Source organism: Nitrosomonadales bacterium (genome assembly GCA_016716325.1).
Lineage (GTDB): Bacteria > Pseudomonadota > Gammaproteobacteria > Burkholderiales > Gallionellaceae > Gallionella.
Window position 1 is genome coordinate 445,234 of sequence record JADJWO010000001.1, and the last position, 20,601, is coordinate 465,834.

The 20,601-nt window shown below is 58.7% G+C and carries 19 protein-coding genes and 3 tRNA genes; 3 read left to right on the top strand and 19 right to left on the bottom strand.

Annotated elements, in window-relative coordinates:
• Nucleotides 1–595: 595 nt before the first annotated feature.
• From IPM27_02080 to sdhC, 19 genes are all read right to left on the bottom strand, one after another.
• Nucleotides 596–853, bottom strand: a complete 258-nt coding sequence (locus IPM27_02080; protein ID MBK9160351.1) for a hypothetical protein — start codon at nucleotides 851–853, stop codon at nucleotides 596–598.
• Between the two features lie 53 nt (nucleotides 854–906).
• Nucleotides 907–1,356: a hypothetical protein gene (locus IPM27_02085; protein MBK9160352.1), complete on the bottom strand. Its 450-nt coding sequence runs from the start codon at nucleotides 1,354–1,356 to the stop codon at nucleotides 907–909.
• Between the two features lie 349 nt (nucleotides 1,357–1,705).
• A tRNA-Asp gene (locus IPM27_02090) sits at nucleotides 1,706–1,782 on the bottom strand.
• Nucleotides 1,783–1,797: 15 nt separating this feature from the next.
• Nucleotides 1,798–1,873 (bottom strand) — tRNA-Val (locus IPM27_02095).
• Nucleotides 1,874–1,884: 11 nt separating this feature from the next.
• Nucleotides 1,885–2,157 carry an HU family DNA-binding protein gene (locus IPM27_02100; protein MBK9160353.1) on the bottom strand — a complete coding sequence of 91 codons (273 nt, stop codon included), beginning with the start codon at nucleotides 2,155–2,157 and terminating at the stop codon, nucleotides 1,885–1,887.
• Nucleotides 2,158–2,299: 142 nt separating this feature from the next.
• On the bottom strand, nucleotides 2,300–4,726 hold the full coding sequence (gene lon, locus IPM27_02105; GenBank protein ID MBK9160354.1) for an endopeptidase La: 2,427 nt from the start codon (nucleotides 4,724–4,726) through the stop codon (nucleotides 2,300–2,302).
• Nucleotides 4,727–4,848: 122 nt separating this feature from the next.
• On the bottom strand, nucleotides 4,849–6,099 hold the full coding sequence (gene clpX, locus IPM27_02110; protein ID MBK9160355.1) for an ATP-dependent Clp protease ATP-binding subunit ClpX: 1,251 nt from the start codon (nucleotides 6,097–6,099) through the stop codon (nucleotides 4,849–4,851).
• A gap of 43 nt (nucleotides 6,100–6,142) precedes the next feature.
• Entirely contained in the window at nucleotides 6,143–6,751 is a 609-nt protein-coding gene (gene clpP / locus IPM27_02115) for an ATP-dependent Clp endopeptidase proteolytic subunit ClpP (protein ID MBK9160356.1), read from the bottom strand.
• 1 nt (nucleotide 6,752) lies between these two features.
• Nucleotides 6,753–8,051, bottom strand: coding sequence for a trigger factor (locus IPM27_02120; protein ID MBK9160357.1), 1,299 nt, complete (start codon nucleotides 8,049–8,051; stop codon nucleotides 6,753–6,755).
• Between the two features lie 36 nt (nucleotides 8,052–8,087).
• Nucleotides 8,088–8,172: transfer RNA gene (locus IPM27_02125), tRNA-Leu, on the bottom strand.
• A 38-nt stretch (nucleotides 8,173–8,210) separates the two neighbouring features.
• Complete coding sequence (locus IPM27_02130) at nucleotides 8,211–9,206, bottom strand: oxidoreductase (GenBank protein ID MBK9160358.1); 996 nt, start codon at nucleotides 9,204–9,206, stop codon at nucleotides 8,211–8,213.
• A gap of 5 nt (nucleotides 9,207–9,211) precedes the next feature.
• Nucleotides 9,212–10,378: a 2-oxoglutarate dehydrogenase complex dihydrolipoyllysine-residue succinyltransferase gene (odhB, locus tag IPM27_02135; GenBank protein MBK9160359.1), complete on the bottom strand. Its 1,167-nt coding sequence runs from the start codon at nucleotides 10,376–10,378 to the stop codon at nucleotides 9,212–9,214.
• The gene (locus IPM27_02140; GenBank protein ID MBK9160360.1) at nucleotides 10,365–13,235 is read right to left on the bottom strand and encodes a 2-oxoglutarate dehydrogenase E1 component; all 2,871 of its coding nucleotides are present in this window, start codon (nucleotides 13,233–13,235) and stop codon (nucleotides 10,365–10,367) included. Before IPM27_02140 ends, odhB begins: the two co-directional genes overlap by 14 nt.
• Before the next feature lie 16 nt (nucleotides 13,236–13,251).
• Nucleotides 13,252–14,562, bottom strand: coding sequence for a citrate (Si)-synthase (gltA, locus tag IPM27_02145; GenBank protein ID MBK9160361.1), 1,311 nt, complete (start codon nucleotides 14,560–14,562; stop codon nucleotides 13,252–13,254).
• A 49-nt stretch (nucleotides 14,563–14,611) separates the two neighbouring features.
• Nucleotides 14,612–14,845, bottom strand: a complete 234-nt coding sequence (locus IPM27_02150; protein MBK9160362.1) for a succinate dehydrogenase assembly factor 2 — start codon at nucleotides 14,843–14,845, stop codon at nucleotides 14,612–14,614.
• An 8-nt stretch (nucleotides 14,846–14,853) separates the two neighbouring features.
• Entirely contained in the window at nucleotides 14,854–15,549 is a 696-nt protein-coding gene (locus IPM27_02155) for a succinate dehydrogenase iron-sulfur subunit (protein ID MBK9160363.1), read from the bottom strand.
• Between the two features lie 13 nt (nucleotides 15,550–15,562).
• Nucleotides 15,563–17,326 (bottom strand): succinate dehydrogenase flavoprotein subunit, encoded by a 1,764-nt coding sequence (locus IPM27_02160; protein ID MBK9160364.1) that lies wholly within the window; start codon nucleotides 17,324–17,326, stop codon nucleotides 15,563–15,565.
• Nucleotides 17,326–17,673 (bottom strand): succinate dehydrogenase, hydrophobic membrane anchor protein, encoded by a 348-nt coding sequence (gene sdhD, locus IPM27_02165; protein ID MBK9160365.1) that lies wholly within the window; start codon nucleotides 17,671–17,673, stop codon nucleotides 17,326–17,328. The genes IPM27_02160 and sdhD overlap by 1 nt, the downstream gene beginning before the upstream one ends.
• On the bottom strand, nucleotides 17,667–18,041 hold the full coding sequence (gene sdhC / locus IPM27_02170) for a succinate dehydrogenase, cytochrome b556 subunit (protein MBK9160366.1): 375 nt from the start codon (nucleotides 18,039–18,041) through the stop codon (nucleotides 17,667–17,669). The genes sdhD and sdhC overlap by 7 nt, the downstream gene beginning before the upstream one ends.
• A 147-nt stretch (nucleotides 18,042–18,188) precedes the next feature.
• Here sdhC and IPM27_02175 point away from each other — a divergent pair, with 147 nt between their 5' ends.
• The 3 genes from IPM27_02175 (at nucleotide 18,189) to amrA (ending at nucleotide 20,601) form a co-directional block, all read left to right on the top strand.
• Nucleotides 18,189–19,181 (top strand): malate dehydrogenase, encoded by a 993-nt coding sequence (locus IPM27_02175; GenBank protein ID MBK9160367.1) that lies wholly within the window; start codon nucleotides 18,189–18,191, stop codon nucleotides 19,179–19,181.
• Between the two features lie 75 nt (nucleotides 19,182–19,256).
• Entirely contained in the window at nucleotides 19,257–20,063 is an 807-nt protein-coding gene (amrB, locus tag IPM27_02180) for an AmmeMemoRadiSam system protein B (GenBank protein ID MBK9160368.1), read from the top strand.
• Nucleotides 20,044–20,601 (top strand): AmmeMemoRadiSam system protein A, encoded by a 558-nt coding sequence (gene amrA / locus IPM27_02185; protein ID MBK9160369.1) that lies wholly within the window; start codon nucleotides 20,044–20,046, stop codon nucleotides 20,599–20,601. Before amrB ends, amrA begins: the two co-directional genes overlap by 20 nt.

The window sequence follows — 20,601 nt, forward strand, 5'->3', positions numbered from 1 at the left end:
GTCACATTCGCCGCGCCCGGATTGATCGCTTGCGTCACCGCCAGTCCGCCATTAACGGTTCCGACAAAATATCGCTGTTCGTCGTCACCAGACCTGCCTTGCTCAACGCCGCGTTATGGGCCGGGGGGGGGCGGGTCGCGTCGTCACCACGCCGTGTGCTCACGAGGGGACACGGGCGTCGGGCGAGGCGCTGCGGACTGCGGGGCTGCGCCGCGGGCGCATCTGCGCCGATTATGCTGCGCCTGGGCACGTAGGTCGCTGCGGTACGGCTCTGCGGCCGACCACAGACGCTTCCACGTAGATCTCAGGGTTGCAGCGCCGTTCACGGCAATGGGGCACTGGCGACAAAACCGTCGTATGGGAGGGAGCCTTCACATTTCGGGAAACGCGATTCCCCGGTCGCAAGCCAAGAACGCCACAGCAGCCGTACTGACGCCGCCGTTTGCGCCCCGTGTAGGGTCGAACAACCACCCTCTTCCTGGGGCATCTTTCGCGCTGATACAGCGAACGATCGTTGCGCGCTTCTCCAGCAACACGGCCCAGGATCGGCGGCAAACCCTCCGCAATTCCAGGGCTCCACTTGCGGCTCCGCCACTCAAACGGATAGCCGACTGCTCATCGCTGACGAAGAACGGTACGGAAAGCACGCACCGCTGCCGTAATTACGCACCAGTTGCTCATGCTCCCTGGTGCAAAGGTAGTTTTCTTCTTCCTTGTTCCCGCCTTTCTCACCGCTGATGAAAAAGCTCACGCCCTGATCCGCAGCCTCATCCATCACCGCTTCAAGCGCATGCACCATGTCCAGACGGTGTGAAAAATCCGCCGTATGGGAATAGCCACAAGACGCAACCATGCGTCTCGCCACCATGGAAACACGGTCGCACTTCAGGCGCACCGCCGCATCGGTTACCACGCCATGGCAGGCGGCCTCAAAATCTTTTCTTCCAGTGCGCTCAGGGTCAAGTCCAGCGATATCAGCAAACGCTCACGCAACTGCTCGCTAGAGGAATCCCCGCCGTGTGCCGAGCGTATCGCCAGCCAGCCAAAGCCCCACTGGATCCAGTCCGAAGCTCCCTTGGGCACCTCGGCGACGGCAAACGCCAGCGCCACCACGCCGTATAACTCATCGCCAATATGGATGGGCATTGCCATAGCGGCATGGCCTTCAGACGACTGCGTTACCGGCAGGCGAAGATCGAGCGAACGTTCGCACAGCCCCATTAGACCCGCGCCACAGGGCCGCCCTTCAGGCCACAAGGCGACGGGACGAAAAGCATCCTCCTCGCGCAACACCAGCACGGCCTCGTGTACATTATCGAGCCCTTCTACCAGGGAATCCAGCCACGTCGGGAACAAGTTCTCACCATTGACTGACTGGGACAGAACAACCCATGGATTCCTGCTCGAAGTAAGATATGTATTCAAAATAAATTCCAAATCAAAATATCTGCAACCTTCACTCAGTTTTTCGTCTTGGCAGTTTCGTGTTTCATGCTACCAGTTTTTCGGTCGCCAGTTATTCTGACCGAATCAGCGCCTCTCTTCCCTGCATGGAGATCCTGGAATAAAGCACGCCGAAGCGGTTATTGACTAGATGAGAAAGTAATCTCATTTCAATCCCCAAAAGGATTGAGACGCCAAAATGGCACGCCTCGAGAATATGAAAAAAGAAAAGCCGTTGATTTCTCAACGGCTTAACTAATATTGGCGGAGTGGACGGGACTCGAACCCGCGACCCCCGGCGTGACAGGCCGGTATTCTAACCAACTGAACTACCACTCCAATAACTATTTCGTCTGGTGGGTGCTGACGGGGTCGAACCGCCGACATTCGCCTTGTAAGGGCGACGCTCTACCAACTGAGCTAAGCACCCGACAAAGTCGGCTAGTTTACAGCATCCTTCAAACCTTTGCCAGCGGAAAACTTTGGAACCTTGGCAGCCTTGATCTTGATCGTCGCGCCAGTGCGAGGATTGCGGCCAGTGCGTGCGGCGCGCTTGCCAACCTTGAAAGTACCGAAACCAACCAAGCTAACTGTATCACCCTTCTTGAGAGCCTTCTTGATGGACTCGACAGTTGCATCCAATGCGCGACCTGCAGCTGCCTTAGAGATATCAGCGGATTTTGCAATTGCGTCAATCAAATCAGATTTATTCACGTATGTCCCCTTTGCTATTGGTTATCGAAAACAGGGAAAGCCCTGCAACGGCTTTATATCAAGGCTTCTCGGCTTTGGTCAAGATATTACTGGAAAATATTTCGGCTTGCGTTGCATCATGCGAACTGATAGCAATTTCAACTCAATGTTTCGTTGCAACAACCGGCTCAGATTGACCCGCATCCGCCGCCAATTCGATGACCGAAGCCTTTCCGTCGGACTCGCCTGAAGGCTCAGGCTTACGTTCCAGCGCCATTTCAAACACCTGATCTATCCACTTCACTGGGTGAATGTCCAGTTTATTCTTGATATTGTCCGGAATCTCCGCCAGATCCTTGGTATTTTCTTCGGGTATCAATACCTTCTTGATTCCACCACGCTGTGCCGCCAGAAGTTTTTCTTTCAACCCGCCGATTGGCAATACTTCTCCGCGCAATGTAATTTCGCCTGTCATTGCCACATCTGCACGCACAGGAATACCGGTCAATGCCGAGACCATCGCCGTGCACATACCGATCCCCGCGCTCGGCCCATCCTTGGGAATCGCGCCCTCGGGCAAATGGATGTGAAGATCGGTCTTGTGATAGAACTCCTCGTCTATTCCCAGCCGCTTGGCGCGACTGCGTACTACACTGAGAGCGGCCTGGATGGACTCCTGCATCACCTCGCCAAGCTTGCCGGTCGTGGTGGTCTTGCCCTTGCCTGGCAGCACCGCCGTTTCGATGGTCAACAACTCACCGCCAACTTCCGTCCACGCCAGTCCGGTCACCTGCCCGATCTGGTTGTTCTTTTCTGCAATACCATAAGAATAGCGCCTCACCCCGAGATATTTGTCAAGATTACGCGCATTGATGACGACCTTCTTGTCACGCTCCTTCAACGAAAGTGCCTTTACCACCTTGCGGCAAACCTTGGAAATCTCGCGCTCCAGCCCACGTACGCCCGCCTCACGCACGTAATAACGCACAATGTCTCGCAATGCGCTTTCGGAGATGTGAATCTCTTCCGGCTTCAGACCGTTATTCTTGATGGCCTTGGGCACCAGATAGCGCGTAGCAATATTGATCTTCTCGTCTTCCATATAACTGGAAACATGGATGATCTCCATGCGATCCAGCAACGGTTCAGGAATGTTCAGGGTATTCGCCGTCGCCACGAACATCACATCCGAAAGATCGTATTCCACCTCGACATAATGATCGACGAACGTGCTGTTCTGTTCCGGATCGAGCACCTCCAGTAAGGCAGACGAAGGGTCGCCGCGCATATCCATACCGATCTTGTCCACTTCATCGAGCAGGAACAGCGGATTCTTGACACCAATCTTGCTCATGTTCTGCAAGATCTTGCCCGGCATGGAGCCAATGTAAGTGCGACGATGGCCACGAATTTCGGACTCGTCGCGCACCCCCCCCAGCGACATGCGCACGAACTTCCGGTTGGTGGCACGCGCGATGGATCGCCCCAGCGAAGTCTTGCCCACACCAGGCGGGCCCACCAGACACAGGATCGGTGCCTTCAGCTTGTCGACGCGCTGTTGTACAGCCAGATATTCGAGGATACGTTCCTTGACCTTATCCAGGCCGTAATGATCCTCTTCCAACACCACCTCGGCCTGTTTCAGATCGGCACTGATCTTGGTTCTTTTCTTCCACGGCAAACCTACCAAGACATCGATATAGTTACGCACCACCGTTGCTTCGGCCGACATCGGCGACATCATGCGCAGCTTCTTCAATTCGGCTTCTGCCTTGGCACGTGCCTCTTTCGGCATATGGGCGGCCTTGATCTTCTTTTCGACTTCATCAAGGTCGGCACCCTCTTCGCCCTCTCCCAACTCTTTCTGGATCGCTTTCACCTGCTCGTTCAGATAGTACTCGCGCTGGCTTTTTTCCATCTGGCGTTTGACCCGGCCACGGATGCGCTTTTCCACCTGAAGGATATCGATCTCCGCCTCCAGCAAGCCAAGCAAATGTTCCAAGCGTTTACGGACGCCAAAAATCTCCAGCACTTCCTGCTTCTGCTCCAGCTTGAGCGGCAGATGCGCTGCAATCGTATCGGCCAGACGCCCGCCATCATCGATGCCAGCCAGCGAAGTCAGGATTTCCGGGGGGATTTTCTTGTTGAGTTTTACATACTGGTCGAACTGAGCAATGAGCGCGCGGCGCATCGCCTCGGACTCACTGTCCGATCCATCCTCGACAGGCACGACCTGCACCTCGGAATTGAAATGGCTTTCGGCATCGAACACGCGCAATACGTTGACACGCTGCGTACCCTCCACCAGCACCTTGACCGTACCGTCGGGCAATTTGAGCATTTGCAGGATATTGGCCATGCTGCCGATAGTGTACAGATCGTCCGTGCCCGGCTCATCCTTGGCGGCCGATTTTTGCGCCACCAGAACGATACCCTTGCCGGCTTCCATGGCGGTCTCCAGCGCCTTGATGGATTTGGCACGACCGACAAACAACGGGATGACCATGTGCGGAAACACCACCACGTCTCGCAATGGCAATAGCGGGTGCAAATCGGCAGTCGTGATGCCTGGAGAATCCTGTTCAATCATGGCAATAACCTTAATTCGTTAACTGGGAGGCCAGATGGGGACGGCCTGATGGAATTCAAGCATCCGCATCACAACAAGACATTAAAGAACAAACCGCCTGATGTCGTACTCGGCCTGTTCAATCAGGCTGCTTTGGGAGTGTCGGCATAGATGACCATGGGCTTGATCTCTCCACCAGAACCGGATTCGTCCAGCACCACCTTGCTGACATCCTCCATCGAAGGCAGATCGAACATCACATCCAGCAGCGACTGTTCCAGTATCGAGCGCAACCCGCGCGCGCCGGTCTTGCGCGCCAATGCCTTACTGGCGATCGCCAGCAGAACGCCTTCGCGGAATTCCAGCTCCACCCCTTCCATCGAAAACAGTTTCTGATACTGCTTAGTCAGCGCATTCTTCGGTTCGGTCAGAATCTTCACCAAAGCGGGCTCATCCAGTTCCTCCAGCGTCGCCACCACCGGCAGACGCCCCACGAACTCCGGGATCAAGCCAAACTTGATCAGATCTTCCGGTTCCACATCGCGCAACGTCTCACCGGTCTTGCGATCGTCCTTGCTGCTGATAGTCGCGCCGAAACCGATGCTCGCCTTTACCGAGCGGTTGCGAATGACCTTTTCCAGACCATCGAACGCCCCGCCGCAGATAAACAGGATGTTGGTCGTATCCACTTGCAGGAATTCCGTATTCGGATGCTTGCGCCCGCCTTGCGGCGGGATTGATGCCTTGGTACCTTCGATCAACTTGAGTAGCGCCTGTTGCACACCCTCCCCGGACACATCGCGGGTGATCGAAGGGTTATCCGACTTGCGCGAAATCTTGTCGATCTCATCCACGTACACAATGCCGCGCTGCGCTTTTTCAACATCATAATCGCAAGCCTGCAACAGTTTCTGGATGATGTTCTCGACATCCTCGCCCACATAGCCCGCTTCGGTCAGCGTGGTCGCATCCGCCATCACGAACGGCACATCGAGCAAACGCGCCAGTGTCTGCGCCAGCAAGGTCTTGCCGGAACCGGTCGGACCGATCAGCAGGATATTGCTCTTGGCCAGCTCCACACCATCCTTGTCATCACTCTTGAGACGCTTGTAATGGTTGTACACCGCAACGGACAGGATGCGCTTGGCTCTTTCCTGACCGATCACATACTCGTCCAGCGTCGAGCAAATCTCTTTCGGCGCGGGCAGATCCGTCTTGACACCCTTGACATCCTCACCCTGATTTTCTTCGCGCATGATGTCGTTGCACAGCGCGATGCACTCGTCGCACACGAACACCGAAGGCCCCGCAATCAACTTGCGCACCTCATGCTGGCTCTTTCCGCAAAATGAGCAATAAAGCAACTTGTCACCGGATTTCTTATCGCCAGTCATAGTTCAACCTTTCGTCGTGTTATCGGCACACAAAATCTGTCCTTCAAACGCGCTTTTCCAGCACCTGATCCACCAATCCGTATTTCACCGCATCTCCGGCACTCAGGAAATTGTCGCGATCCGTATCGCGTTCGATTGTTTCCACCGATTGCCCGGTATGCTGCGCCAACAATTCGTTCAATCGCTTCTTCAGGTACAGGATCTCTTTTGCGTGGATTTCGATATCCGAAGCCTGTCCGCGAAAACCGCCGAGCGGCTGATGGATCATCACGCGTGAATTGGGCAGGCAGAAACGCTTGCCCTTCTCGCCGGCCGTCAGCAGGAACGCCCCCATGCTTGCCGCCTGTCCGACGCACAGTGTGCTGACATTCGGCTTGATGAACTGCATGGTATCGTAAATCGCCATGCCCGCAGTCACCGAACCACCCGGAGAGTTGATGTAGAAATGGATGTCCTTGTCCGGATTCTCCGATTCCAGGAACAGCATCTGTGCCACGATCAGGTTCGCGCTGTGATCGTTGACCTCGCCGACCAGAAATACCACGCGCTCCTTGAGCAGGCGAGAATAGATGTCATACGCCCGTTCGCCGCGCCCGCTGGTCTCCACAACCATCGGGATCAGGCCAATGTTTTGCGGCTCATCACGCTGCATATCAATTCCCCATCAGATCGGAAAAGGCCAGCGCCTTATCGGTCACCTTGGCATGCGACATCACCCAAGCCACCACGTTCTCTTCCAGCACCAGATTCTCCACTTCCTGCAAACGGGCAGGATCGGCATAGTACCAGCGCACCACTTCCTCCGGGTGATCGAAGCTCTGCGCGTAATCTTCGGCCAGCGCACGGACCTGTTCCGGCTTGGCATTCAGTTCATACTTCTGCGTCAGTTCGGCCAGGACCAGCCCCAGTTTGACGCGTTTCTCGGCACGCTCCCTGAACAGTTCCAGTGGCAGCCTCACGCCTCCGATCTTCATCCCGCGCGCCTCCATATCCTGCATGGTTTGCTGCATCAGGCTCTGCGATTCCCATTCAACCAGCGCCTTGGGCAGATCGAAATTGGATACCTTCAGCAATGCATTCATCGCCTCTTCCTTGTTGCGCACTTTCAGGCGACGCGATACTTCGCGCGCCAGGTTGCTGCGAATCTCATCTTCCATTCTGCTGACGTCGCCATCTTCGATGCCGATCGACTTTGCAAACCCCGCATCCACTTCCGGCAGTTTGGGCTCCTCGACACTCTGCAAAGTAATCGAAAATGTGACTTGCTTACCTGCCACATCCTTGCCGTGATAATTCTCAGGGAAAGTCATGTCGAAAGACTTGGTCTCTCCCGGCTGCATGCCGACGATGGCCGCCTCGAATTCGGGCAGCATGCTGCCCGAGCCCAGCAGTACCGGATAACCTTTGCCCTCACCGCCCTGAAACGCTTCACCATCGAGTTTGCCGACGAAATCGACGACTACGTTGTCCTCGACTTGTGCGGCGCGCGTGACCGGATGATAAGTGGCGTGTTTTTTGCGCAAAGTGGCAATCGTATTGTCCACATCCGCTTGGTTCAATTCGTAAGTGACACGCTCAATCGACTCCGCGCCAACATCGCCGATTACTACCTCCGGGTACACCTCGAAAGTCGCGCTGTACTCGATCTGGTCCGCACTCAGGTCTTGGGTCTTGACCTCAAACTGCGGATAACCGGCCACCCTCAGGTTATTCAACTGCGCGGCGGCATCGAACGATTGTTGCAGCGCTTCGCCCAACGCCTCCTGGCGGACCTGCTCGCCATAGTATTGCTCAAGAATCTTTGTCGGTACCTTGCCGGGGCGGAATCCTGCAATCTTCGCGGTGCGCCCGATATTCTTCAAACGTGCGGCAATCTGGCCGCGAATAGCTTCCTGAGGGATCGATGCGTTCAGGCGACGTTCTAATGCGCTTACGGTTTCTACGCTGGACATACTGTATTTCCTTGAGATTTAAGTTGAATTAGGTGCTGGTGCGGAAGACAGGACTCGAACCTGCACACCTTGCGGCGCTGGAACCTAAATCCAGTGCGTCTACCAATTCCGCCACTTCCGCGCTGTTTTCGCTTCCAGCTTTGGGGGCGGATTATAGCACTAAGCTTCGGGTTTTATTCCCACTACCGTGCGTCCGCGCAGCTTGCCTTGCAGCAATCCGGCAAACACCTGCGGCAAATCGCCAAACGACTCGATGCGCGTCACTTTGTCCAGCGAGCCGGGGTGCAGGTCGGAAGACAGTCGCTGCCAGATAATACGGCGCAACGCCATCGCAGTCGCGGCGGAGTCGATGCCGACCAACCGCACGCCGCGCAGAATGAAGGGCATCACGGTGGTATGCAGTTCGATGCCTCCCGCGTTGCCGACGCTCGCAATCGCGCCGTTCTGGCGCATGGTGCGTGTCAGCCATGCCAGCGTTTCGCCGCCCACCGTATCCACTGCGCCGGCCCATTGCGCCTTTTCCAGCGGCCGAACGCCCATCGCCAAATCGTTGCGCGACAGGATCTCCGAAGCGCCGAGCGATTCCAGGTAAGCGTGCTCGCCGTCCTTCCCGGTCAATGCCACGACCGAATAGCCCAGTTGCGCCAGCATCTGGACTGCCAAGCTGCCCACCCCGCCAGTCGCACCCGTCACGATCACCCGGCCATTCCCGGGCGTCAATTCGTTCTGTTCCAGGCGATGGACAGACAATGCCGCAGCAAAACCCGCCGTGCCCAGCGCCATCGCCTCAAGCAGCGTCAGACCTTGCGGCAGCGGTACAACCCAGTCCGCCGGGACGCGCACATATCCGGCAAACCCGCCGTCATGGTCCACGCCCATGCCATAGCCGGTCACAATCACCTCATCGCCCGGCTTGAATCGGACATCGGACGAATCGGCCACCGTCCCCGCCACATCCACGCCACCCACGCAGGGAAAGCGGCGCACCACCTTGCCCGCGCCTGTCGCCGCGAGGGCATCCTTGTAGTTCACGCTGGAGTAATGGGTCTGGATGACGACCTCGCCGGGGTCGAGGTCGGAAAGCTGAAGCTCGACGAAGCGCCCGGCGGATCTTCCGCCCTCCTCAAAGATCCGGTAAGCGTGAAATGATTCCAAACTATTTACAGGTCTAGCAACACCCGCCCGGGATATTCCAGAGCCTCCTTGATGGCGGCCAGAAACAATACGGCTTCGCGCCCGTCGATGATGCGATGGTCGTAGGACAGGGCGAGGTAATTGATCGGACGAATGACGATCTGGCCGTTCTCGACGACTGGACGCTCTTTGGTGGCGTGGATGCCGAGAATGGCGCTTTGCGGCGGATTGATGATGGGCGTGGACAACATGGAACCGAACACACCGCCGTTGGAAATGGAGAACGTGCCGCCGCTCAATTCCTCCATGGTGATCTTGCCATCCCTGGCGCGCGCGCCGAAATCCACGATGCGCTTCTCGATATCGGCAAGCGACAACCTGTCTGCATCGCGAATGACCGGCACCACGAGGCCGCGTTCGCTGCCGATGGCCACGCCGATGTCGAAATAACCGTGGTAGATGATGTCAGTACCGTCCACCGAGGCGTTGACGACGGGGAATTTATGCAAGGCCATCACCGCCGCCTTGACGAAGAAAGAGGAGAAACCCAGTTTCACGCCGTATTTCTTCTCGAAGGCATCCTTGTACTTGTTGCGCAGATCCATCACCGGCTGCATGTTCACCTCGTTGAAGGTGGTCAGGATCGCAGCGTTCTGTTGCGATTGCAGCAGGCGTTCGGCGATGCGCTGGCGGATGCGCGTCATCGGCACGCGTTGCTCCGGACGGCTACCTGCCGGCGCCACGGATGCGGCGGCCTGCGGCAGGGCCGGTGCGGCATGCTGCACAGCATTCAGCACGTCTTCCCTGGTCACCAGGCCATGCCGCCCGCTACCCTTCAACTGGCCGACGTTCACATCATGTTCATGGGCAAGTTTGCGTGCAGAAGGCGATGCCGCAGGCGCCACCTCTGCCGTTTTCTCGTGGACGGGCGCGGAGGATGCGGGTAGCGCCGCGGCAGTATCGATCCGGGCGATGACCTCGCCGCCCGTCACCTTCGCGCCATCGCCCTTGATGATGTTGACCAGCACCCCGCTTTTGATCGCAGGCAGCTCCAGCACCACCTTGTCGGTCTCGATATCGATCAGGTTCTCGCTCTCATTGACGGCCTCGCCTTCCTTCTTGTGCCAGACAAGCAGCGTCGCTTCGGAAACGGATTCGGAAAGCTGCGGGACTTTGACTTCAACGATGCTCATGGCGTCTTGCTCCTGGATTGTTCTTGATTTCAAGATCGGGGCGGAACGCGGCTTCGATCACCGCCTTCTGCTGTTCGTTGTGAATCGCGAGATAACCGGCGGCCGGCGACGCGGAAGACGGTCGCAGCGCATAGCCAAGCTTCATGCCGGGGCGCATATGACGCAACAGATAATGCTGGATGCGGTGCCATGCGCCCTGGTTGCCCGGCGCTTCCTGGCACCACACCACCTCGCTTGCATTCGGGTAGGCGGCGATCTGCGCGGCAAGACCATCGTGCGGGAAAGGATAGAGCTGTTCCAGCCGGATGATCGCCATGTTGCCAATATCGCGTTCACGCCGCAGCTTGAGCAGTTCGTAATAGATCTTCCCGGAACAGGCGATGATCCGTCTCACCTTGCCGGCATCCAGCGCGTCCACCTCCGGAATCACCGGCTGGAAACCGCCCTTGACGAAATCGTCCAGCGGCGAAGCCGCATCCTTGCTGCGCAGCAAACTCTTCGGCGTGAATACGATGAGCGGCTTGCGCATCGGGCGCAGCATCTGGCGGCGCAGCAGATGGAATATCTGTGCCGCATTGGAAGGAACGCACACCTGGATGTTGTAGTCGGCGCACAATTGCAGATAGCGCTCGATGCGTCCCGAAGAATGCTCCGGTCCCTGTCCTTCGTAGCCGTGCGGCAGCAGCATGACCAACCCGCACAGCCTGCCCCACTTGGCTTCGCCGGACGTGATGAACTGGTCGATGACCACTTGCGCACCGTTGGCGAAATCACCGAACTGCGCTTCCCAAAGGGTCAACGTGTCGGGTTCCGCGATGGCATAGCCGTATTCGAACGCCAGCACCGCCTCCTCCGACAGGATGGAATTGATCACCACGAAATCCGCCTGATCGGGCGCGATGTTCTGCAGGGGAACGTGGTAGCCCTTGTCCCACTGGGTGCGGTTCTGGTCGTGCAGAACGGCATGGCGGTGGAAGAACGTGCCCCGCTGGCTGTCCTCTCCCGACAGGCGCACCGGATAACCCTCCGCAACCAGACTGGCATAAGCCAGATTCTCCGCCATCCCCCAATCCAGCGGCAACTCGCCCCGTCCCATCGCGATCCGGTCGGAGATGATCTTCTCCACGCGCGAATGCAGTTTGAAATTATCAGGGATGGCGGTGAGCCGTTCGGCCAGATGCTGCAAGCGCGCCAGGGGTAAACCTGTCTCGACCGGTGTATGCCAGGGTAGCCCGCCCAGGAACCGCTTCCAGTCCACGGCATGCTCATGCTTGAAATCGGTCAATACCGGCTGGGCAGGATTGCGGCCCTCATCCATCGCGCGGCGGTAGGCGGCAATCATCTCGTCCGGAGCATCCGCCAACAGGACGCCACGATCCACCAGATGTTTGGCATACAAGGCGCGCGTGCTTGGATGCTGGTTGATATAGCGATACATGAACGGCTGGGTGACCAGCGGCTCGTCCTGTTCGTTGTGCCCCAGCTTGCGGAAACACACCATGTCGATCACGACATCCTTGCCGAACTGCATGCGGAAATCGAGCGCGATCTCGACGACCATCAGCACCGCCTCGGGATCGTCCGCATTCACATGCAGGATAGGCGCATCGACCATCTTGGCCACGTCCGTGCAGTGCGGCGAAGAACGCGAATCGCGCGCATCCGATGTGGTGAACCCGATCTGGTTGTTGATGACGATATGCACCGTTCCGCCGGTACCGTAACCGCGCGTCTGGGACAGACTGAACGTCTCCTGATTCACACCCTGGCCGGAAAAAGCGGCGTCGCCGTGTAACAGGATGGGGATGACCTGCTTGCCTTTATGGTCGAGACGGCGATGCTGGCGAGCGCGCACCGAACCTTCCACCACCGGGTTGACAATCTCCAGATGCGACGGATTGAAGGCCAGCGTGACGTGCATCGGTCCTCCCGGCGTCGCGATATCCGACGAAAAGCCCTGATGGTACTTGACGTCCCCGGAAGTGAGCTGCCCGAGATGGACGCCTTCGAATTCCGAAAACAACACCTGCGGCAATTTGCCCAGCGTATTCACCAGCACGTTCAAACGTCCGCGGTGGGCCATACCGATCACACATTCCTTGACACCAAGGCTTCCCGCACGCTGCATCAGATGGTCGAGCAACGGGATCAGCGTTTCGCCGCCTTCCAGCGAGAAACGTTTCTGCCCGACATATTTGGTATGCAGGTAACGCTCCAGCGTTTCGGCGGCAGTCAGCCGTTCGAGGATGCGTTTCTTCACCTCCACCGGGTAGCTGGGCTCGCCGTCCGGACCTTCCAGGCGCGCCTGTATCCAGCGCTTCTGCGGCACATTGCTGATGTACATGTATTCCGCGCCGACGCTGCTGCAGTAGATGCGGCGCAAACGCTGCACGATTTCACGCAACGTCATGCGTGCGCCACCCACCAGCGAACCGGTATGGAAAGTCGAATCCAGGTCGGATTCGCCCAGTCCGTAATAAGACAGGGTCAGTTCGGCCACCGCCGGCTTGACATGCCGTGCCAGCGGATCAAGGTTGGCAATGCGCACGCCAAGGAACCGGTAGGCGTTGATGAACTGCAACACCGAAGCCTGTTTGCGCATCTCGTCGGTCCGCGTCGCCGCCGCCGCATCGCTCCTGGGCAAGGCCGCGAAACTGTGCTGGATCGGGCTATGCGCAATATCCGGCTGCGTACCACTTGCCTGCATGCGGTCGAAGTAATCACGCCACTCGGCAGGCACGCTGGCAGGGCTGCGCAGATAGTCCTCGTAAAGACTCTCCACGAATACGTTGTTGCCGCCGAACAACAACGAGGTATCCTGCATCTGTCGCAGATAATTGTCTTCCGGGGCGGTCATTTCGGCATGATCCGGGTCAACGCTGATCGATCGGCACAAAATCACGACGGACTTCGCCGCGATACAACTGGCGCGGACGGCCGATCTTCTGCTCGGCATCGGCGATCATCTCGTTCCATTGCGACACCCACCCGATGGTGCGCCCCACGGCAAAGATCACCGTGAACATGTTGAGCGGGATGCCCAGCGCGCGCAACACGATACCGGAATAGAAATCCACGTTCGGATACAGCTTGCGCTCGATGAAATACGGATCGCTCAGGGCGGTCTTTTCCAGCACCATCGCCAGTTCGAACAATTTGTCGTTCTCCAGATGCAGCTCTTTCAGCACTTCATGGCAGGTCTGGCGCATCACGTTGGCGCGCGGATCCATATTCTTGTAGACGCGGTGACCGAAGCCCATCAGCCGGTATTTCTTGTCCTTTACGCCCTGCACGTATTCCTCCACGCGCGACACGTCGCCGATCTCTTCCAGCATGCGCAGCGCAGCCTCGTTTGCACCGCCGTGCGCCGGCCCCCACAGCGCCGCGATACCGGAAGCGATACAGGCGAACGGGTTGGCGCCACTCGAACCGGCCAGACGCACGGTCGAGGTGGAAGCATTCTGCTCATGGTCCGCATGCAGGATCAGGATGCGCTCGAGCGCACGCACCAGCACCGGGTTGGGGACATAGTCCTCCATCGGCGTGCCGAACATCATGTACATGAAATTTTCCACGTAACTGTACTTGTTCTTCGGATACATGAACGGCTCGCCGACATTGTATTTATAGGCCATCGCAGCCAGCGTCGGCACTTTGGACAACAAGCGGTGCGCCGACACCTTGCGGTGGCTCGGGTTATTGATATCCAGCGAATCGTGATAGAACGCCGATAGCGCTCCGACCACGCCGACCATCACCGCCATCGGGTGCGCGTCGCGGCGGAAACCGTTATAGAAACGCGCCAACTGGTCATGCACCATGGTGTGGTGGGAGACCAGGTCGGTGAATCTTTTCTTTTGTTCTCCGGTCGGCAACTCGCCGTTCAGCAACAAATAACAGACTTCCAGGAAATCCGACCGTTCGGCCAGCTGCTCGATCGGATAGCCACGGTAATACAGCAGCCCAACCTCCCCGTCGATGAAAGTAATCTCGGACGTGCAACTGGCGGTCGAGACGAAAGCCGGGTCATAGGTAAAGATGCCAAGCTTGCTCAGGGACCGGATATCGATCACTTCCGGCCCCAGTGTGCCAGACAGGATGGGCAGCTCGATATTGCGGCCATCATCCAGCGTCAAGGTTGCGATGCGGCCACTCTGGCGAAGATTACTGTTATTGTTTTCCATCCGTCTCTCTACCCTTCTCGATCAATGTTCATAAATACGGCATTGTGGTTCACGCCGATCTGATTTTTTCCAGCAACGCGTGCTGTTCCCCCTGCGTCGCCTCCCTCCTGCCCGCAATCATATCCCAGAGCAAGTTGTCGGGCATATCCAGCATCGTCTCGAACACCCGCTTCTCATCATCGGCGAGCTGCGCGTAATACGCCCCGACGAAACGCGCCAGCACGATATCCAGTTCCAGCAATCCCCTTCTGCTCCGCCAACGCACGCGCTCCAGATGTTTCACGGCATCTCCTAGACCATGCGTTTGGTCATCAGATCCTTGATGTGGCTGATCGCCTCGGTCGGATTCAACTCCTTGGGGCACACATCCGCGCAGTTCATGATGGTGTGGCAACGGAACAGGCGATACGGGTCTTCCAGATCATCCAGGCGCTCGCTGGTCGCCTGGTCGCGCGTGTCGGCGATGAAACGGTAGGCCTGCAGCAGTCCGGCCGGACCGACGAACTTGTCCGGGTTCCACCAGAACGAGGGACACGAAGTCGTGCAACAGGCGCACAGGATGCATTCATACAGGCCGTTCAGGTGCGCACGTTGCGCCGGCGATTGCAGGCGTTCGGTCTCCGGCGGCGGATCGTTGTTGATCAGGTACGGCTTGATGGAATGATACTGCTTGAAGAACTGCGTCATATCCACGATCAGGTCGCGGATCACCGGCAATCCCGGCAGCGGACGCAATTCCACCGGCTCATGCAAACCGGCCAGCGGCGTGATGCACGCCAGGCCGTTGCGTCCGTTGATGTTCATCGCATCCGAACCGCACACACCCTCTCGGCAGGATTTGCGCAATGACAGGCTATCGTCCTGCTCCTTGAGTCTCAGCAACGCATCCAGCAACATCTTGTCGTTCGGCCCGGGTTCCAGTTCATAGTCCCGCATGTACGGCGCGCTGTCCGTATCGGGGTTGTAGCGGTAAATCCTGAATTTCATCGGCTCGACCTCTCTAGTACACCCGCGCCTTGAGCGGGAACGATTCCACCGTCAGCGGTTTCAGGCGCACCGGCTTGTAGTCCAGCCGGTTCCCTTCGCGGAAATACAGGCTGTGCTTCAGCCAGTTCGCATCGTCCCGTTCCGGGAAATCGTCGCGCGCATGCGCGCCGCGGCTTTCCTTGCGTGCTTCGGCGGCATGCATCGTCGCCTGCGCCACCTCGATCAGGTTATCCAGTTCCAGCGCCTCGATGCGCGCCGTATTGAACACCTTGCTCTTGTCCCGGATAGCAGTCTGCGCGACACGCCCGGCAACCTGTTTGATCTGCTCCACGCCTTCGGCCAGCAAGCCGGGGAAACGGAACACGCCGCAATGCTTCTGCATGGTCTTGCGCATCGCATCGCCGACTTCCGCGACCGACTCGCCATCCTTCCGGTCTTCCAGACGCGCAAGCCGGTACAGCGAATAGTCGGCGGAATTCGCCGGCAGCAACTTGGGATGCGGGTTGTTCTTCAGGTCCTCGATGATCTGCCTGCCCGCTTCCCTGCCGAACACCAGCAGGTCGAGCAGCGAATTGCAGCCCAGCCGGTTCGCGCCATGCACCGACACGCAGGCACATTCGCCCACCGCATACAACCCGTGCACCACTTCGTCCGGACCGGTCTTGTAGGGCGCGACCACCTGCCCGTGGTAATTGGTCGGGATACCACCCATCATGTAATGCGCGGTCGGCACGATGGGGATCGGCTCAACAGCCGGGTCGACATGGGCGAACTTCAGCGCGATCTCGCGTATCCCCGGCAGGCGGCTGCGGATCATTTCATCGCCGAGATGATCGAGCTTGAGCAGGATGTGGTCACCGTGCGGACCGCAGCCGCGTCCCTCGTTGATCTCCACGGTGATCGCGCGCGACACCACGTCGCGGCTGGCCAGGTCTTTCGCGGTCGGCGCATAGCGCGGCATGAACCGCTCGCCGTTCTTGTTGAGCAGGTAACCGCCCTCGCCGCGCACGCCCTCGGAGATCAGCACCCCCGCGCCATACACGCCGGTCGGATGGAACTGGAAGAATTCCATGTCCTCCAGCGGGATCCCCGCGCGCGCCGCCATGCCCAACCCGTCGCCGGTATTGATGTAGGCATTGGTGCTGGACTGGAAGATGCGTCCCGCCCCGCCGGTGGCGAACAGCGTCGCACGCGCCTGAAAGATCATCACCTCGCCGGTCTCGATCTCCAGCGCAGTCACGCCGAGCACATCACCGTCCTCGTCGCGGATCAGATCCAGCGCCATCCACTCGATGAAGAAATGCGTGTTTGCCTTCACGTTCTGCTGGTACAGCGTATGCAGCAGCGCGTGGCCGGTGCGGTCCGCCGCCGCACAAGCGCGGTCCACCGGCGTCTTGCCGTATTCCTGCATGTGCCCGCCGAACGGCCGCTGGTAGATCTTGCCGCTGGCCAGCCGATCGAACGGCATGCCGTAATGTTCCAGTTCGTATACCACTTCCGGCGCTGCGCGGCACATGAACTCGATCGCGTCCTGGTCGCCAAGATAGTCCGAGCCCTTCACGGTGTCATACATGTGCCAGTGCCAGCTGTCTTCCTTGACGTTGCCCAGCGAGGCGGCGATACCGCCCTGTGCCGCGACGGTGTGCGAACGGGTCGGGAACACCTTGGACAGTACCGCCACCTTCAAGCCTGCCTCGGCCAATTGCAGCGCCGCGCGCATCCCGGCACCGCCCGCACCCACCACCACCACATCGAATGTCCGTTTTGCGACCGTCATTACATTCCCCACAGGATCTGCATCGACCAGATCGAATAAATAATGAGCACCAGGATCACCAGCACATGGATGAGCAACCTGATCCCGGCAGGCTTCACGTAATCCATCACGATGTCGCGCATTCCGATCCACGCGTGATAGAACACGCTCAACAGGAACAACAAGGTAAAGGTGCGCACCCATTGGCTGGAAAACAGCGCCGTCCACGCGTTGTAGTCCATGCGGGGTTGCAACAGCAGATAGCCCGCCAATGCCGTGCCATACAGCGCCATCACCACAGCCGAGATACGCTGGATCAGCCAGTCGCGCAATCCGTAATGCGCGCCGACCACAACGCGATTCACCATAGTTTCACCCCGAAGAAGACCGTCAGCGACAGGCTCACCACCATCACCGCCCAACTGCTGCTGCGTGCCCGCACGAGATTGCTCGCATAATGCAGGTCGATGGCCAGATAACGCAGTCCGGCGCAGAAATGATGCAGGAACGCCCACAGCAAGCCCAGCAACATCAACTTGAGCAACGGCTGGGCCAACAACTCCATCAATCGGGTATGGGTTTCGATGGAGCGCAGGCTGCATTGCAGCATCCACAAGAACAGCGGCAACGCCAAAAACAGAAACAGGCCGCTGATGCGATGCAGGATGGAGACAAAACCGGGAAGCGGTAACTTGATCAAATGCAGCGCAAGGTGCTTCGGGCGTTTCTGATTCATGGCCGATCTCTGCAACATAAAAACGAAGGCCGCCATGCTACACCTTTGTATGATTTTGATAAAACGAAAAGTACCTGCGCCGTACGCCATGCAGAGGCCGTGCAAAAGAATTATCATGCGCATATTGTTTTGTCCGGAAGATACCCGATGAAAGCCCCCGTCCGCATCACCATCACCGGCGCCGCCGGACAGATCGGTTACGCTACATTGTTCCGCATCGCCAACGGCGACATGCTGGGACGCGAACAACCGATCATCCTGCAACTGCTCGATCTGCCACAGGCCCAGCAAATGCTGCGCGGCGTGGCGATGGAACTGGAGGACTGCGCCTTCCCGTTGCTGCAACAGGTTATCGTCACCGACGATCCCAAGGTTGCCTTCCGCGACACCGAGATCGCCATGCTGATCGGCGCCCGCCCGCGCAGCAAGGGCATGGAGCGCAAGGACCTGATCGAAGCCAACGGCGCGATCTTCTCCGCGCAGGGCAAACTGCTCAACGAATATGCCGCGCGCCACGTCAAAGTGCTGGTGGTCGGCAATCCCGCCAACACCAACGCGCTGATCGCGATGAGGAACGCGCCCGACCTCGACCCGCGCAACTTCACCGCGATGATGCGCCTCGACCACAACCGCGGCATCGCGCAGGTCGCTCTCAGGCTGTTCCAGCCGATACGCGATATCAAGAAGATGGTGGTGTGGGGTAATCACTCCGGTACGCAGTATCCCGACCTCGACCACGCCGAGATCCGCGGCCGCAAGGTGCGGGACGTGCTGATCCAGAACAACTGGGAAGACTGGATCGAAAGCGAATTCATCCCGACCGTGCAGAAGCGCGGCGCGGCGGTGATCGAAGCGCGCGGCCTGTCCAGCGCGGCCAGTGCCGCCAACGCCGCAGTCTCGCATATCCACGACTGGATGCTCAGCTCGCACCACAACGACTGGGTGACCATGAGCGTCCCCTCCGACGGCAGCTACGGCATCCCCGAGGGCGTGCTGTACGGTTTCCCCGTCACCTGCAAACACGGTCATTACACCATCGTGCAGGGACTGCCGATCAGCGAACTGGGGCGCAAGCACATGCAGGACAGTCATAACGAACTGCTCGAAGAACGCGAACATGTGAAGCATCTGCTGGGGTAAGCCGTTCCACTGCTACCCGACTTGATTCTTCCCGGACTGTCCTCATATCCGAGATATAGCCAAAAGGAGGTCGCCATGTCTGCCATCCGCCCCCCTGCCGTTGCAGGGATGTTCTACCCCGCCGAACCCGGGAAACTCGCGCATGACGTGCAACATTTCCTGTCCGGGGCACGCCCGTTCGAACTCACCCCCAAGGCACTGATCGTGCCGCATGCCGGTTACGTCTATTCCGGCGCCATCGCAGCCACTGCCTATGCCACGCTACTCCCGATCGCCACGCGCATCCGGCGCGTGGTGCTGCTCGGCCCGACCCATCGCGTCGCGGTGCGCGGCCTGGCCTTGCCGGATGCCGAAGCCTTCGAGACCCCGCTCGGACAAGTGACACTGGACACGGAGGCGATGCGCGCCGTCGCCTATCTGCCGCAAGTGGTCGTCAGCAGCGAAGCCCATGAACTGGAGCATTCCCTGGAGGTGCAGTTGCCGTTCCTGCAAAGCGTACTGCCGGACTTCATCCTGCTGCCGCTGGCGGTCGGCATGGCTACGCCGGAAGAGGTCGCGGAAGTGCTTGAGACCGTGTGGGGTGGCGATGAGACACTGATCGTCATCAGTTCCGACCTGTCACACTACCTGCCCTATGCCCGCGCGCAAAGCGTGGACGCGCAGACCGCCAACGACATCCTGCAACTGCACCAACCCATTCCCCACGATCACGCCTGCGGAGGCACGCCGATCAGCGGCCTGATCCTGGCGGCACACCGGCACGGCCTGAAGCCCCATCTCCTCGACCTGCGCAATTCCGGTGACACGGCGGGCACGCCCGACCGGGTCGTGGGTTACTCCGCGTTCGCCTTCACCGGAGAACATGAGCATGCTGGACAATGAACAAGGCAAGACGCTGCTGGCGCTGGCGCGCAATGCCATTGCCGCACACTTCGGCACGCCCGAGCCAGAATTGCCGCATCACGACTGGCTGAAAACCCGCGGTGCGGTATTCGTCACCCTGACGCTGAACGGACAATTGCGCGGTTGCATCGGCTCACTGGAAGCCTACCGCCCGCTCATCGACGACGTGCGCGGCAATGCGCTGGCAGCCGCCTTCCAGGATCCGCGCTTCGCACCGCTGACCGCAGCGGAATTCGATAACGTAGCGGTAGAGGTCTCGCTGCTCACGCCGAGCCAGCCGATGACATTCCGGGATGAGGCCGACGCGCTGGCGCAGTTGCGCCCGGATATCGACGGCGTCGTGTTTGAATACGGCAGATATCGCAGCACCTTTTTGCCGCAGGTCTGGGAACAACTACCGCAACCCGAACTGTTCATGGCACATCTGAAGAACAAGGCCGGGCTGCCCGCCGGATTCTGGTCGCACGATGTCCGACTGTCACGCTACGGCGTGCAGAAATTCCGCGAAGGGAAATGA